Annotated in this window: 10 protein-coding genes; 6 read left to right on the top strand and 4 right to left on the bottom strand. The window is 37.0% G+C overall.

What is annotated here, in order from left to right; translation table 11 throughout:
* Positions 1-21: 21 nt before the first annotated feature.
* The 3 genes from PHP31_06130 to PHP31_06120 form a co-directional block, all read right to left on the bottom strand.
* Positions 22-3,945, bottom strand: coding sequence for a C25 family cysteine peptidase (locus PHP31_06130; GenBank protein MDD3738853.1), 3,924 nt, complete (start codon positions 3,943-3,945; stop codon positions 22-24).
* 85 nt (positions 3,946-4,030) lie between these two features.
* Positions 4,031-5,236 carry an FtsX-like permease family protein gene (locus tag PHP31_06125; protein MDD3738852.1) on the bottom strand — a complete coding sequence of 402 codons (1,206 nt, stop codon included), beginning with the start codon at positions 5,234-5,236 and terminating at the stop codon, positions 4,031-4,033.
* A 12-nt stretch (positions 5,237-5,248) separates the two neighbouring features.
* A complete protein-coding gene (locus PHP31_06120; GenBank protein ID MDD3738851.1) occupies positions 5,249-6,214 on the bottom strand; it encodes a hypothetical protein in 966 nt (321 codons plus the stop codon).
* Between the two features lie 209 nt (positions 6,215-6,423).
* Here PHP31_06120 and PHP31_06115 point away from each other — a divergent pair, with 209 nt between their 5' ends.
* The 6 genes from PHP31_06115 to PHP31_06090 all read left to right on the top strand — a co-directional run bounded on the left by PHP31_06115 (position 6,424) and on the right by PHP31_06090 (position 15,100).
* Positions 6,424-7,080: a porin family protein gene (locus PHP31_06115; protein ID MDD3738850.1), complete on the top strand. Its 657-nt coding sequence runs from the start codon at positions 6,424-6,426 to the stop codon at positions 7,078-7,080.
* Positions 7,081-7,164: 84 nt separating this feature from the next.
* Positions 7,165-8,784, top strand: coding sequence for an NAD+ synthase (locus PHP31_06110; protein MDD3738849.1), 1,620 nt, complete (start codon positions 7,165-7,167; stop codon positions 8,782-8,784).
* On the top strand, positions 8,777-11,209 hold the full coding sequence (locus tag PHP31_06105) for a DUF5686 family protein (GenBank protein MDD3738848.1): 2,433 nt from the start codon (positions 8,777-8,779) through the stop codon (positions 11,207-11,209). The genes PHP31_06110 and PHP31_06105 overlap by 8 nt, the downstream gene beginning before the upstream one ends.
* 54 nt (positions 11,210-11,263) lie before the next feature.
* A complete protein-coding gene (locus PHP31_06100; protein MDD3738847.1) occupies positions 11,264-13,267 on the top strand; it encodes a urocanate hydratase in 2,004 nt (667 codons plus the stop codon).
* A 53-nt stretch (positions 13,268-13,320) separates the two neighbouring features.
* On the top strand, positions 13,321-13,863 hold the full coding sequence (locus PHP31_06095) for a ClbS/DfsB family four-helix bundle protein (protein ID MDD3738846.1): 543 nt from the start codon (positions 13,321-13,323) through the stop codon (positions 13,861-13,863).
* Between the two features lie 145 nt (positions 13,864-14,008).
* The gene (locus tag PHP31_06090; protein MDD3738845.1) at positions 14,009-15,100 is read left to right on the top strand and encodes a T9SS type A sorting domain-containing protein; all 1,092 of its coding nucleotides are present in this window, start codon (positions 14,009-14,011) and stop codon (positions 15,098-15,100) included.
* A 57-nt stretch (positions 15,101-15,157) separates the two neighbouring features.
* Here the strand turns inward: PHP31_06090 and PHP31_06085 are convergent.
* Positions 15,158-15,642: hypothetical protein (locus PHP31_06085; protein ID MDD3738844.1), on the bottom strand; the 485-nt coding region annotated here is incomplete at its 5' end.

Raw genomic sequence — 15,642 nt, 5'->3', positions numbered from 1 at the left:
GTGATTATTTTATTAGTTGTTTTATCGTTTTATTATTTTAATGGTTTTACTGTAATTGTTTCCAAAAATCACTTTACACATGTAAATACCTGATGCCAAATCGCTAACATCAATATCTACAACATGATTTCCAGCCGATTTGTCTCCAATATTCACTTGTTTTACTTTGGTTCCTATGGCATTGTATAGCATTATTGAAATATCATCGTTTGTTTTCAACGAAAAATCAACATGTAAAATATTGTTTAAAGGATTTGGATATACTGATACTTTATTTTCAAAAACTTTACCGACACTTTGGAACAAAACTGTAATAATATTTGACGGCACAGAAACACAGCCGTTTTCGTCGGTGTAAACGCAGTAATAGCTATTGGTATTTGTAGGTGTATAAGTTTGTTGCGTTGCTCCGGGTATAATTCCGTCTAAATTGTACCACTGGTTGCCTGTTGCATAGCTTGAAACTAAATCGGCACCTTGTTCGTGAATAATCGGTGCATCGGGTCCGGGCGAAACAGTAACACTTAAAGTTTTTGTTATGTTTTCTATACCTGATTTTACCACAACCGTATAAGTAGTTGTTTGTAACGGAGTAGCGACAGGGTTAAACACATTAGGATTGCTTAAAGATTCTGCAGGAGACCATTCGTACATATACTGAGTAGCTCCGCCGGAAGCAAAAGCATATAATTGAGTAGAATTACCTGCACAGGTTGAATCCGGCGAAGCCAATACATTAACCGAAAGTGCCGAACTTGAACTTTGTCCCATAGGAGGAAACTGAATATCGTCGACCCAAACTGCATCGGGCTGTACCAAAGTGTTTTCGTTTTTCTCGTACGACCATCTGAAAGTGTGATTTCCTGAGCTCACATTGCAGGTGTAATATTGCCACGGTGTTACTCCACTCCAACTTTTAACCAAAACAGAATCAATATAAAAGTTTAAAAAGTCGAAACCAGCTTGAGTTCCTGTTTTAACATAAAAACTGATCTGGTCGTCTTGTAAAACATTACCTTTCAAATACATTGTACTTTTTCCGTTGTTGCCGATTGTACCCGATTTAGCACTATAGCTTCCGGCATGCGGATTTTGATTTGAAATTACAAATGGTACGTCTGCCATTTCCCAATTGAATTTTGAAAAGTTTCCTGTTTCAAAGTCTTCAAATTGACTTCCAATTTGAGGAATTACAGTTGTTATATCGCTGTACATTCCCGAATGAGAAGTAATGTACAAAGTGAAATTAGTTCCAATTTGAACTCCATTTCCTATGGTAATGCTAAAAGTAGCAGTATCTGTATCGGATGGATTTAGAGCTGGAAGAATATTAATTCCTTCGTTAATCGTAATTAAATCGTTATCAAAAATAAACAACTGGCTTGTAACTTCTCCCGTAGGACAATGTCCCTGGTTAGTTACCGGTTGTTTTATAATAATTGTTTCACCCGGGTCAAATTGTCCGTTGCCGTTGCCGTATGTAGCATCATCGAAAATGAAATCTAAATTTGTAACTGTAGGCGCTTGTACGGTGCCATAAAGTTGTGTTTCAAAGGTAGATGTATCGAAAGTGGTAACCAAATTAAATACTAACTGGGTCATATCCGGAATTCCATCTTTTAACTCAATATTAAATGCACTGTAAGCGGTTGATGCTCCATTGCTTGGAATATTGCTCCATGTGTACGAAGGAGTTAATATTTCGACGTATGGGTTATTTGTAGTAAGAGTTGAAACAGCATTTACAGCACTTTGGTTGCCGTAGTTATTATACGTTAGGTTAACCGAAATAATTTCGTCATATTCGAGTATTTGGTTGTTGTTGCCTGCCGTATCGGTAAACTGATAATTACTTAGAAATAAATATGCCCCCTCGGGTGATGCAACCATAACGCTATCGATATATGGCTGGAAGTTTTGTTTTGTCATAACAACATTTACATATCCGGGTATTGTTATCGGATTGAGGTTGACAACAGCCAAACCTGATTCATCTGCTTCGGCAACACCGTATATTACGTTGTTTCGAGTAATTGCAACATAAGCGTAGGGTTCTGTTTGAATTTCAAAACTTTGATGTCCTAAAGGTAACAAAGGCAAAGCTGAGTACGACATAGCCGGTGGCTCGGAAAAGTACATCATTACAGAAGGATCGCCCATTAAGCAGTATACTTCCCAATAATATTTTTTCATCGATGAATTTGACTCTTGAACTGCCAGCAAACCTGCAAAAGTCATTTGCTCCATAGTAGCATACCATTCGCTTCTGGGTTCGCCGTGGTCGTGGAATGTTCTATCGTAAGCACCCAATCCTGTAGCTTCGTATGTAGCATTAGCCGATACCGTACCAAATCCTACACCCCACCAATAATCTTCGTCCCAATAAGTACTGTTTGATGCTCCAATGTAACCTATGGCGCCCTTATCTTCGGCACGTAGCAATGCTTCGCCAAATGTATGTTGATTATACACGTTGGTTAAACAACAGTTACCTACCATTAAAGGATATTTACCGTAATTTTGAAGAGATGGGATATGGCTAATTTTAAATGCCGGATTGTCCCAACCATCGATATTGCCGTGAGCAGTATAGTTTGCATAACACACTCCATTACTGATGTTGTCTCTAATGCTTTGCGAATAGTTTGCTCCTGAAGGCTCTGGTTGCAAATATGTATGCGAAAGAATACCATGCTCTTCGTTGAAGTAGTAAGTTGTGCCATAATTAATCTGACCGTTGCCCCATTTTTGAGAGTGCGATGCGTCATTTCCTGCTATCATAACCGCTTCGTTTAAGTAGCTTGGGTCAGGCATCAAATATTGTTCGTGCATTAAAGTTTTATCAATTTGAGGCTGTAATTCGCCTGGATTGTTAGCCGAAAATCTTCCGTAATAAACTTCGGGCATGTAGTCGTTTGAGTACTCGCAGTAGTATAAATCGGAGTAGTGCTGTCCGCAGTTATAAGCAGGTATTTGATCAACGTCGCCGACAAATAAAACAAATGTTGGTGCCGGGTCGTTAACTGTTGCCGATTGGTACAATCCTTTTAAATAATTTTTAATGGAATTAAAACTGTTACCCACCTGTGGGTCGTTGGTGTAGGCTTCTATCACTTTAAAACCTTTTTTTGTTTTCCAATTTACAAACGGTTTTAACTGATCTTTGAACATTGGATCGGAAACGATAACGTACTTAACCGGCACTTTCGATAAAGTATCTCTGGTAGAAGCTATTGAAATGGGATTCAATGTTCTGTATGAGAAATTATCGAAATACGGCGACCTTGTTTTAAGTTTAAGTTCTTGTGTTGCCTGATAATTAGCTCCTTCAAAATCAACATCTACAATAATATTATTTATTACTCTAATAGTGTTGGTTACAGGGTTGTACTGAACCGGAGAAATAATTAAATTAGCCAATTGCGTTGAGCGCAAATATCCGTTTACTTCAACTCTGGCAAGTTCTTCGGAATAAAATTCGTTGTTGGAGTAGACTTCCATATTAATTGTAAAAGGGACAGGGTCGCCACTTTTGGGTTGCGGCGGTTGAACAGGAAGTAGCATATCGTTGATACCTAAGTCGGAAAGTTTATATTCCTGAACTTCGTAACTTTTAACGGTAACAACCGGTCTGCCACCCGTTGGAATTTCTATCAGTTTAGAAATAACCGGCAATTGCGGATTTCCAACAATATTTGTTTTAGTGTATTCGTCAGCCGAAATTTCAACAAAATGCCCGTTGCCAACATTAATAAAATTAACGTTTAGCTCGTTTAGCGTACTAAATGTTTGAATTTTGTCGAATTCGTTGATAGTAACCGAAAATGTGTTTGGGACTCCGGGAATTAAATGCTTTACCACAGAAGTACTACTCGCACTGTATCCGAACATCAAAAACACGGTTAGAATTGTAATTTTTGAAATTACTGAAATTAAGTTTTTCATTGTAGTTAATTTATTGTTATAAGGATTCGTTATGGAATGGACAAAAGTACATTTTTCTTCACAAAAATGATATACTTTTTGATATTTATTTGTACCTGATTTTTCGGGTGGGTATCCATGCCATTATTACTCCAATTATAGCGACTATAACTAATATTAGAAGTACGTCGGAAAACATAACATGAACAGGATAATTATCTATTATAAAAGATTCCGCTCCTTGCAGTTTTACCAATCCGAATGTACTTTGCAAGAAACATACGATTAGTCCTAACACGACACCTACCACAGCCCCAAGCGAATTTATCATCACTCCTTCTAAAAAGAAGGTCTTTTTTATATCGTTTTGAGTTGCTCCAATATAGCTCAAAGTATTTATGTCTTTTTCCTTTTCAACTATAAGCATTGTCAGCGAACCTATGGCGCTAAACGATGCGACCACGACTATAAAAATAAGAATTAGCAGCACTACAAATTTCTCCGATTTCATCATCTTGTAAACCGTTTCTTGCTGCTGATATTTGTCTTTTACAACTACATTTGGGATAAGTTGCGATAACTGTTTTTTGATTTTTTTTACGTTAGCGTTTTCATCTAACATAAGCTCGATATGACTCACTTGTTCGTCGAACTCCAAAAGCTCTTTAGCAAGCTCGATAGGTACAAAAATGTACTTTTCGTCAAATTCGGGTTTTACTCTGAAAATGCCGACAGGAATAACGTAACCCGAATTGAATGCTTGTTCGGGATTGTACGAGACATTACCCGTTCGTTTAGGAATGTGGATAGACACGCTCTTTTGAGGATTGTATATGTCGACATCTAAATTGAATGCTAGTCCTATTCCTAACACGCCGAAGTTTAAATCTTCATATTGCAAAATTCGTTCTCCAACAAAATTATTAGAATCAGTCAGTATTCCGCTTAGGTACGTATAGTCAACACCTTTTATTGTCGAAACGCTTTGTTTATCGTTGTATCTCAATATGGCGTTTTCTTCAATAACACTGTATACAGATGCAACTCCATCAATATGAATTATACTTTCATAATCGATTGAATCGGTATAAATTACCTTTCCTGTTTTGGGAACAATTTTTAAATCCGGATCAAACTCCGATAAAGTATCTTCAACAAGATTCATAAAACCATTGAAAACACTTACTACTATTACCATTGCGGCAGCTCCAACAGCAATACTAATGGTAGAAATGAGAGTAATAATATTTATAATATTTCTCGATTTCTTTGAGAATAGATACCTTTTTGATATGAAGTAATAAAATTTCAAGTTATCAGTACATTAAGGTTTATATCCCGATTGGTTTAAAATATTTTGCGAATCGGTGTTGTTCATAATATCGCTTAAACTAACCGAATTGTTTGTTTTCATGTAACTATTTATAATTTTCCATCCAATATACACACCTAATCTAGCCGGTGCAGCTTCGTCCATACCTTTGGTAAACGGTGCATCAGACATAAATTTAACTATTGCTCTTCGGTTTGTGGAGTATAATAGTTGCTCCTGAATAAGCAGTCGCCAAATGTTTTTTTCATTTGCTTCTGCCCATTCCCACTGCTGCTTTGTGAAACCTATTTTATATTCAGGTGCAACCATTGGCAATGCTGCATCTAAAAAATACATCTCTTTTCCTGCCAACAGCATTAAATCGAGTAAAGTGTTATTTTTATCAGGTGTTTTAATGTAGTTGTCGGCAATAGCGACAGCGCATTGGGGTAAAATGTGGTCTTTTGTCAATCTGTTGATTTTGTACTGTGGAATACCTGCCTTTAGGTACACTTCTTGAGTATCGCCCAAAAACAAATCCAAAGCGATGATGAGCGTTGTATCAAAGTATATTACAGGATTCTCCAAATCTAAACCCGAAACGTATGTATAAACTTTGGGCACAGTAAAATCGGGATAATACTTCTTAATGTTATTAAATACCGCACCTAATTCAGCTTCCAAAAAATCTAAATCGGGGTAAACTTCCATTGTTGTTTCGTAAATGTTAGATATTTCGGGGTCGGTAATAAAATTATAAATACGCAAAATATTATTGGTATCCATGTAATCGTGCCCCAAAAACACTTCATATTCAGGAAACAGCGCACTTAAATCTTGTTTCACATTTTTGGGGTCAATGCTAAAAATAGCTTTTTCGTATCTGCTTATTTCTATCTTTTGCTCATTTGTATTCTTTTTACAGCCAACCAATAGCACTGCAACAACCGCGACTGACAACAAAATTTTTCTCTTCATTTTTGAATGTTTTTACTTGGCGTTAGACGATTTTCTCATTTCGGTAACAGACCACTTAGTAATTTGGCTCACTACATTTAAGTTGAAATTATAACGTTCACAAAAGTACTAAATTGCTATAAAACATCATTATTAAAATAATTTATAACGTTATTCCAAATTTATTGTACTTTTGCTGAAAATCAACAAAAAAAAGAAATATACATACTATGAGAACAAGATTTTTATTGCTTTTAGCGCTTTTGGCTGTTATAGCAACTGCTCAAGCTCAGTTTAAGCCACTTCACTTCGGACTTAAAGCAGGTCCCAACATTTCATGGATTCGCCCCAATGTTGACAAATACGAATCGGATGGCGGCAAATTAGGAGCTGCTTGGGGTTTTGTTACCGAAATAAATTTCTCTGAAAATCACAGTTTAGCAACCGGATTTAATATGCTTTTCAATGGCGGCAAATTAATATTCCCGTACGGCACAGACACAATGTTGCATCGTAATTATAATTTAAAGTTTTTTGAAATACCTATAACTCTTAAAATGCGTACCAATAGGATAAGTGGTTTTTATTACTTCGGACAAATAGGATTAGGTACAGCTTTCAATTTGGGAGCTAAGACTGAAGAAGCAATAAACGACGGCGAATTTGGTGATAAAAAAAGATATAAAGACATTTTCTTTATTCGCGAATCGCTTATAATTGGAGCCGGAGCCGAATACGAACTGCCGGGTGGCACAAGGTTAGGACTTAGCATTATTTACAACAACGGCTTTACCGATATTCTTAGCGGACGCAACAAATTTTTGGATAATGAAAAAGAAAAAGGTGCTCCTAACTTCTTTGGAGTGGAAGCCTTTGTTTTATTCTGATAAGAAAATTTCACTTACCTACAATATCTAAAAGTTTATAGTGGAATTTTCACTATAAACTTTTTTATTTATACAAATAATACCATGATTAAGATAGCATTAGCCCAATTAAACTACATTATAGGTGATTTCGCTTATAATAGTGATTTGATTATTAGCACAATAGAAAAGTGTAAGAAAAATAACGCCGATTTGGTTGTTTTTCCGGAAATGGCTGTCTGCGGAACTCCTATTTATTCTCTTGCAAAACGCAAGGATTTTATTGTAAAAAGTCAGGATAGCTTAAAAATGATAGCACAACAATGCGATACAATATCTGCTATTATTGGTTGTCCATCGGTTGAGGGTAATGAAATTTATAATTCGGTGTATTATGTAAAAAATAAGTCGGTAACGAAAGTTGCAAACAAACCGATTTCGGATTTTGTGTCTGCTTTTGATGAAAATTCCATTTTTGGGAACAATTCTGAAACCATTAAAGAAAATATTTTTATAAATAATACCGAACTTGTCGTTGTTTTTTCCGACCCAAATAATACCCATAACAAACAACTTATTGAAGATAAAGTTAAAACCAACAAAAATGTATTGGTTGTAAACGTTGGAATAAAACCATTTGAATACGAAACGTATTTGGAAACGGAAAACAATATTAATGGAAATTTAATTGCTCCTTACATAAAAATCAACAGTTGCGGAGCTCAAACCGAATTTGTTTATCATGGTGGTTCGTTTGCAATGAATACAAACGGCGAAACTGCAATAAAACTCAAGCTGTTTGAATCGGATGTTGATTATGTGCTTTTTGATGAAGACAAAAACCGTTTTGAGCAAACAACCCGAAACTCTTACCATACTAGCGATATAGAGCTTATACACGACGCTTTAGTAACTGCAATAAGAGACTATTTCTACAAAACCAAACAAACACGTTGTATTTTGGGACTTTCCGGCGGATTAGATTCAGCTGTTGTTTACGCTTTGGCTGCCGAAGCTATTGGAATTGAAAACGTTTACGGCGTGTTGCTACCTTCGGAATTTTCGACCGAACACTCGATAAAAGATGCTATTGACCTAGCCAATAACTTAGGTGGCAAATACGATATTATCAGCATAAAAGATACGTACAATTCTTTTTTGCAAAATCTTACACCCTTGTTTCAAAACAAACCCTTCGACGTTACCGAAGAAAACATTCAGGCTAGAATAAGAATGGTTTACCTGATGGCATTGGCAAACAAACACAACTATCTACTGCTCAACACTTCCAACAAAAGCGAATCGGCTGTTGGGTACGGCACTATGTACGGCGATACATGCGGAGCTATGTCAGTGCTCGGCGATGTTTATAAAACGCAGGTCTATAAACTTGCAAATTATATCAACAGAAACAAAGAAATAATTCCGCAAAATACTATCACAAAACCACCGTCAGCTGAACTTAGAGACGACCAAAAAGACAGCGATTCCTTACCAAATTACGACGTGTTGGATGCTATTTTGTACCAATTCATTGAAAACAACAGTAGCATCAGCGAAATAATCTCACAAGGATACAATGAAGGTACGGTAAAAAGAATTGTTAGACTTGTTAAAATCAGTGAATGGAAACGCCGCCAGACGCCACCGTCTATAAAAGTCTCGAAAAAACATTTTAGTTACGACCGTAAAATTGCCATTAACTCAAATTACAGCTATGAGTAAGAATATCAAATATTTAAGCTCATTATTTTGTCTGTTAATATTATTCTGCACGTCGTACGGTCAAACATACAGCATAAAAGGAACGGTTATAGATAGCCTGACAAAAGAGGGTTTGCCTTTTGCAAATATCAGAATAAACGATGGGCAAAACGGCGGTATTACCGATATTGACGGGAAATTTTTACTCAAAAGCAATACTCCCATTTTAAATCTCACATTTAGTTACGTGGGTTACAAAACAATAAGACTTGATGTCGAACAAGTAAAGAAAAATAAAAATATTTTGATGTCACCTTCTACAACCTACTTAGAAAGCCTTATTGTTACCCCGAAAGAAAATCCGGCAAATAAAATTATATCCAAAGTTGTTGAAAATCGTGATAAAAACAACTACGAAAACCTGCCCGAATTTGAATATAGCACCTACGAAAGAATGTTTTTTGCTCCCGAAAACGATTCGTTGCCGAATATTGATAGCCTTAGATTTGACACCGCATATCAAAAAATGCGTTCTATCCTTAATTCGCAATACTTGTTTTTGATAGAATCGGTTAATAAACGCTTATATAAATATCCGCAAAAAAATCAGTACCAAGTAGTTGCATCTAAGGTTTCGGGATTGAAAAATCCGTTATTTATTTTGTCGCTGCAAAAAATGCTTGCAACTTCATTTTACAAAGAGCCCGTTACAATTCTAGGCGTCGATTACATCAATCCTATAAGCAAATCAACATTTAAGCGATACTATTTCGAAATTCAGGATACTATTGTAGAAACGCCACCATACGACACAACTTTTATCATTTCATTTCGACCTTTGCTTAACTCCAATTTTAACTCGCTAAATGGCTTACTATCAATAAGTTCAAACAATTACGCAATAAGGAGTATTATTGCAAAAGCGTCTAACATAGACAGCACATATCACGCAGAAATTCAGCAACTTAACCAAATAATCGACTCAAATGTTTGGTTTCCGTCTCAACTTAATACCGAAATCACTTTCAACACATTGGAACTGATGGTTCACAACAAAGAAAGATTTAAAATTAAAGCGGTTGGAAAAAGTTATATTAATGATATTAACCTAAAACCAAACCTGCAAAACAGCGACTTTGGCATTGTTGAAACGGAAATAAATCAGAACTATAAAACATTATGCGATAGCACTTGGGAAGAATATAGAAATATCCCGCTAAACGCAAAGGAGAAAAAAACGTACCAAGTCATTGATAGTATTGGCGAAGAGGCAAATTTAGATAGATATCTTTCGGTTATGGTGCATCTTGCCAACGGCACTATTCCCATAAAATATTTTCAACTTCATTTGTTCGACCTTATCGGCTACAATAAGTACGAGGGCTGGAGACTTGGAGCTCATATTTCTACAACATCAAAATTGTCGAAAAGATTTAGCTTAGGAGGCTACGTAGCTTACGGATTTAAAGACGAAGCCACAAAATACGGCGGCAACTTCGATTTTAACCTTATACCGAAATATCGTACAAAAATTTCACTGCAATATAAAAACGATGTTTACGAAACCGGAATTATTTCGGATATGTTTGATATCAGTGGCTTTAGAGGCAATTATCGCAATTATATGTTGGACAGAATGGACAAATTCAAAATGTACAGAATTAAAACCGAAAGCATGATTACACGTAAGGTTTCCGCATTCGTCGATTTGAAACATACTATTAAAAGTCCTTTGTACGATTATTCGTACATCGTAGGTACAAACCAAAATGTTCAGGCATCGGTAAATTTATTTAAGTTTAGTGAAGCCACGATTGGTACGATATTCAGATTTGGTAAAAATTCTGCCGTAAGCAATTCCATTGTGAAAACTGACGATGCTAATTCGGTTTGTTTGGCGTACACATTCGGACAGAATCTATTTGCCGAGCGTACCAACTATCAACGCATAGAGCTAATGGCACAGGCAAGAAAGAAACATAAACTGCTGGCAGTAACCGACTTTACCGTAAAATCGGGTTACATTATAGGAAAAACACCTTACGTTAATTTGTACAACGCAGATGCTTCGTACTCCAATTATTTTCTTTTTTCCGATAATTCGTTTAATACCATGCGTTACAATGAATTTACATCAACGCGTTTTGTTTCGTTTTTCATAAGCCACAATACAAACAAATCGCTGCTAAAATCAAAGCTGATAAGACCTACACCTTCGTTTCATTTTAATTTCGGATACGGATACGCTTCGCCCGACTCCAACCACAAAGGCGTAGAAATTAATTCGTACGAAAAGGGATTTTACGAAGTCGGTCTCAGACTTAACAAAGTGCTTTGCTCATCTTTCAGTTCGGTCGGTATTGGAGCTTATTACAGATTAGGTCACTACGCTTTCGATTCGTTTAAAGACAATATTTCCATCAATTTTACACTCAATCTTTTTTAGATTAACTTTATTTTCCAAATAAAAGTAATTAAATTTGCAAAAAAATTACTGATTATGACAAATACCGAGTTTAAAGAAGCCATTATTAGAGGCATAGGCGATACTTTGCCCGAAGCAGAACCATACGACAATAGCGTTAACCATGCTCCTATTAGAAAAGATATTTTAAGTAAGGAAGAAAAACAGCTTGCACTGCGTAACGCTCTCAGATATTTCGACAAGAAACACCATGCTGTTTTAGCAAAAGAATTTGCCGACGAATTGAAACAATACGGCAGAATATATATGTACAGATTTCGTCCCGATTATGAAATGTACGCACGTCCGATTGACGAATACCCTGCAAAATCTAAGCAGGCAGCTGCAATAATGCACATGATACAAAACAATTTAGACCCGGCTGTTGCACAACATCCGCACGAGCTTATTACCTACGGCGGCAATGGTGCTGTGTTTCAAAACTGGGCTCAGTATCTGCTTACTATGCAATATTTGAGTCAGATTACCGACGAACAAACATTGGTAATGTATTCCGGACATCCGTTGGGAATTTTCCCATCGCATAAAAATGCCCCACGCGTTGTGGTTACCAACGGAATGATGATACCCAACTACTCTAAACAAGACGATTGGGAAAGGTTTAACGCTTTGGGTGTAACGCAATACGGACAAATGACCGCCGGCTCGTATATGTACATCGGACCGCAAGGTATTGTGCACGGCACTACCATTACGGTACTTAATGCAGGAAGAATGATTAGCAAAGGCGATTCCGACTTGGGAGGTAAGTTGTTTGTAAGCTCCGGATTGGGAGGCATGTCGGGTGCTCAGGGAAAAGCATCGGTTATTGCGGGAGTTGTTGGAGTTATCGCCGAAATTAATCCGAAAGCCGTTGAAAAACGATATAAACAGGGCTGGGTTGATGAAGTATTCACCGATTTGAATAAGTTGTTAGATAGAATTAGAGAGGCAAAAAGTAATAAAGAAAGCGTTGCTCTCGCTTATCAGGGCAATGTTGTCGACTTGTGGGAAGCATTGGCAAACTCCGATATTGAAGTGGAATTGGGCTCTGACCAAACATCGCTGCACAACCCATGGGCTGGCGGATACTACCCTGCCGAAGTTAGTTTTGAAGAAGCAAAACAAATGATGGCTAAGCAGCCCGAAGAATTTAAAAAACTTGTACAAAATTCTTTGGTTCGTCAGGTAAACGCCATTAACAAACTTACCGATAGAGGTATGTACTTCTTCGACTACGGAAATGCATTTTTACTAGAAAGCTCGCGTGCCGGAGCCGATATTATGAAAGACGAACACAGGTTCAAATATCCTTCGTACGTCGAGGATATTATGGGACCAATGTGTTTCGATTACGGTTTCGGTCCGTTCCGCTGGGTGTGCACTTCGGCAAATCCGGCTGACCTTGAACTTACCGACAAATTGGCTATGGAAGTGCTGATTGATATTGCCAAAACCGCTCCAAAAGAGATAATGCAACAAATGCAAGACAATATCAAATGGATAAAAGAAGCTAAGCAAAACAAGTTGGTTGTGGGTTCGCAAGCCAGAATACTTTACGCCGATTGCGAAGGTAGAACCAAAATAGCACAGGCTTTTAACAAAGCAATAAGAGAAGGAAGACTTACAGCTCCCGTTGTTTTGGGTCGCGACCACCACGATGTTTCGGGAACCGATTCGCCATTTAGAGAAACATCGAACATATACGACGGCTCGCAATTTACCGCCGATATGGCTGTACACAATTTTGTAGGAGATGCTTTCAGAGGCGCTACCTGGATTAGCTTGCACAACGGCGGCGGCGTTGGCTGGGGAGAAGTTATTAACGGAGGTTTCGGACTTGTACTCGACGGAAGTAAAGAAGCCGACGAGCGACTTGAACAAATGCTTTATTGGGACGTTAACAACGGTATAGCACGACGCAACTGGGCTAGAAACGAAGGTGCAACCTTTGCTATAAAACGTGCAATGCAACAAAATAAAAACTTAATTATTACAATACCCAACTTGGTTGACGACAATTTGGTTGATTTGTTTTAGTTCTTTTTTCGCAAGGCGTTTATACAAAGCGTAAATAAAATAATTAAATAGCCATGGCAAGACCAACGACAAAAGCAGATTTGACAACTGCGGCAAATGAACAATTTGAAAAGATGTGGAAACTCATAGAAACAATGAGCGAAAAACAACAGAATGCCACATTTAGCAACGAAATGGCTACAGCAGGTAAGGAATCACATTGGGGCAGGGACAAAAACCTACGCGATGTGCTTGTTCACCTGTACGAATGGCATAATTTGTTGATTACTTGGATAAAAGCCAACAGCAACGGTGGAAAAGCAATACCATTTCTGCCGGAACCGTACAATTGGAAAACCTATTCTTTAATGAATGTAGAGTTTTGGAAAAAGCATCAAAATACGCAATTGAATAATGCAAAGAATTTACTCAAAGATAGCCATAAAAAAGTCATGGAGTTGATTGATAAATTTTCCAATGACGAGCTTTTTGCAAAAGGCGTATTTGCTTGGACTGGAACAACAACACTCGGCTCGTATTGCGTTTCGGCAACTTCAAGCCACTACGATTGGGCTACGAAAAAGATTAAACTGCATATCAAAACAAGTAGCAAATAGTTTTACAAAAAAGTAGGCTTCAAACAACAGTGTTCCTACGTTTAAGTGTTTGATAATATTTTACTTAAAGAAAAAATAATGTGCAAAAAATTTGCTTGTTTGTAAGATTTCTTTACCTTTGGTAAAACATTAAAACCATACGATTATGAAAAACATTACACTTATCTTAACCCTTATTGTTATTGCTTTTTTCTGTAATGCACAGGAAATAGAGTGTATACAATTAAATAATAAAAGCACTAACGCAATAATTGCAGAATGCGATTCTGTTTCAAATTTACAGTATTACCAGAAAGGAGATAAAATAAACCTTAGCTGGAACGTTCCTGGACAAGTTAGTTTATCGCACAGTGGGGAATATGACAATAATGCCATTGGTGCAGGTATTGATTTTACTGTTGGTCATAAGTTTGAGCCTGAAGACTTAGTTGACTACGTTGGCTACAGCGTGGTAAAAATATCTTTTGTACCTAATGAGAGTTTTCATTGTAACTACACTGTTAAAGTTTGGAAAAAAACCAACGGTGTATTAGAAGTTGTTGCAAGTCAACCCGTAGAACATTTTATTATTGAACAGTATAATACTTTTACACTCTTAGATCCGGTGGTTATTGAGGAAAATTCTACTTATTACTTTGGTTATCGTGCTCAAAGTGGTGGTGGCTTCCCCGTGGGAGTTGATGCAGGTCCTGCCGTTGTTGGTAAAGGCGACATATACTTAAATCCGAACAATGTATGGATAAGCATTTATGAACAAGCAGGTGCAAATTTTAATTTTAATGTTTGCATAAAAGCCCACATTGCACCTAGCTCTGGCGACAGCGCTCCAACCGGATTTAACGTTTTGCGTAATGATACATTGCTTAACTACACTCCTATTTCGGCATATACCGACGAGAATATTTATTTCGGGCAGCAGGAGTATTGCATTGAAGCTGTTTACAATAATTGCACTTCGGAGAAAAATTGCATATTGGTTGATGTAGGATATAGTTCGGTTGGCACACAAAAATCCGAATTTTCTATATATCCAAATCCAACAAGCGATTATTTGAAAATTAGTGGTATTAATACCAACGAAATTGAAGAAGTTGCGATTTACAATCTATTAGGCAAAAAGCTTGCATCGTACAAAAACACCGATTTGGTTAATGTTTCAACGCTACCAAATGGCACTTATTTGTTGAAAATACGCTGTGGTAAGCAAGTTTATTCCAAATTGTTTGTTGTGAATTAAATTTGTGGAAATAAAAAAATCATTCTCTTTTGAGCAGAATGACTGTCTTGTTCATTCTTAGTTGTATCTACTTCCGAAATGAAAACTAAAGTATCCGTTGATAAAAAACCACGACGGATCTTTAAAAGCCATTATCTGTGTCCCCATTGGTAAAACATCAACCATAACACCTATTTCCAAAGCTCTTATTATATTGTTATACTTGCTGAATTCAAAATTAAAACCCAAGCGAGTATATGCACCGGGTCTGATTTTAATTTTATCAAATCCGCTTAAAATAGGACCTCCGCCTGCAATATCACAGTTTTCGGCTGTAGAAACGTAAGTAAAATGCCTTTTGGGGTCGTATCTTTCTAATTTCAAATCGTAATAAACAATATCGCCAATGCTGGTATAATAGGCTATATACAAGTTAACAGGACGCTCAAAAGCCGCCGTTAGTCCTCCGTAGTAGAAAAACCGAACCTCCACCCCCCCCCAATACGGTTTTCGGTTTACCAAATGTTTCTTTCCGTAGCCTGCCCTCAGCAAATATAGATAAT

This window comes from Lentimicrobiaceae bacterium, from assembly GCA_028697555.1.
Taxonomy (GTDB): Bacteria; Bacteroidota; Bacteroidia; order Bacteroidales; family UBA4417; genus UBA4417.
Note: the sequence above shows the minus strand (reverse complement) of the source record. Positions and strands in the feature narration are given on the sequence as shown.

What these genes read in the sequence shown, in the direction of transcription:
- PHP31_06130 (MDD3738853.1), bottom strand. Translation starts at nt 3,945, where the DNA reads ATGAAAAACTTAATTTCAGTAATTTCAAAAATTACAATTCTAACCGTG.
- PHP31_06120 (MDD3738851.1), bottom strand. Translation starts at nt 6,214, where the DNA reads ATGAAGAGAAAAATTTTGTTGTCAGTCGCGGTTGTTGCAGTGCTATTG.
- PHP31_06115 (MDD3738850.1), top strand. Translation starts at nt 6,424, where the DNA reads ATGAGAACAAGATTTTTATTGCTTTTAGCGCTTTTGGCTGTTATAGCA.
- PHP31_06110 (MDD3738849.1), top strand. Translation starts at nt 7,165, where the DNA reads ATGATTAAGATAGCATTAGCCCAATTAAACTACATTATAGGTGATTTC.
- PHP31_06105 (MDD3738848.1), top strand. Translation starts at nt 8,777, where the DNA reads ATGAGTAAGAATATCAAATATTTAAGCTCATTATTTTGTCTGTTAATA.
- PHP31_06100 (MDD3738847.1), top strand. Translation starts at nt 11,264, where the DNA reads ATGACAAATACCGAGTTTAAAGAAGCCATTATTAGAGGCATAGGCGAT.
- PHP31_06095 (MDD3738846.1), top strand. Translation starts at nt 13,321, where the DNA reads ATGGCAAGACCAACGACAAAAGCAGATTTGACAACTGCGGCAAATGAA.
- PHP31_06090 (MDD3738845.1), top strand. Translation starts at nt 14,009, where the DNA reads ATGAAAAACATTACACTTATCTTAACCCTTATTGTTATTGCTTTTTTC.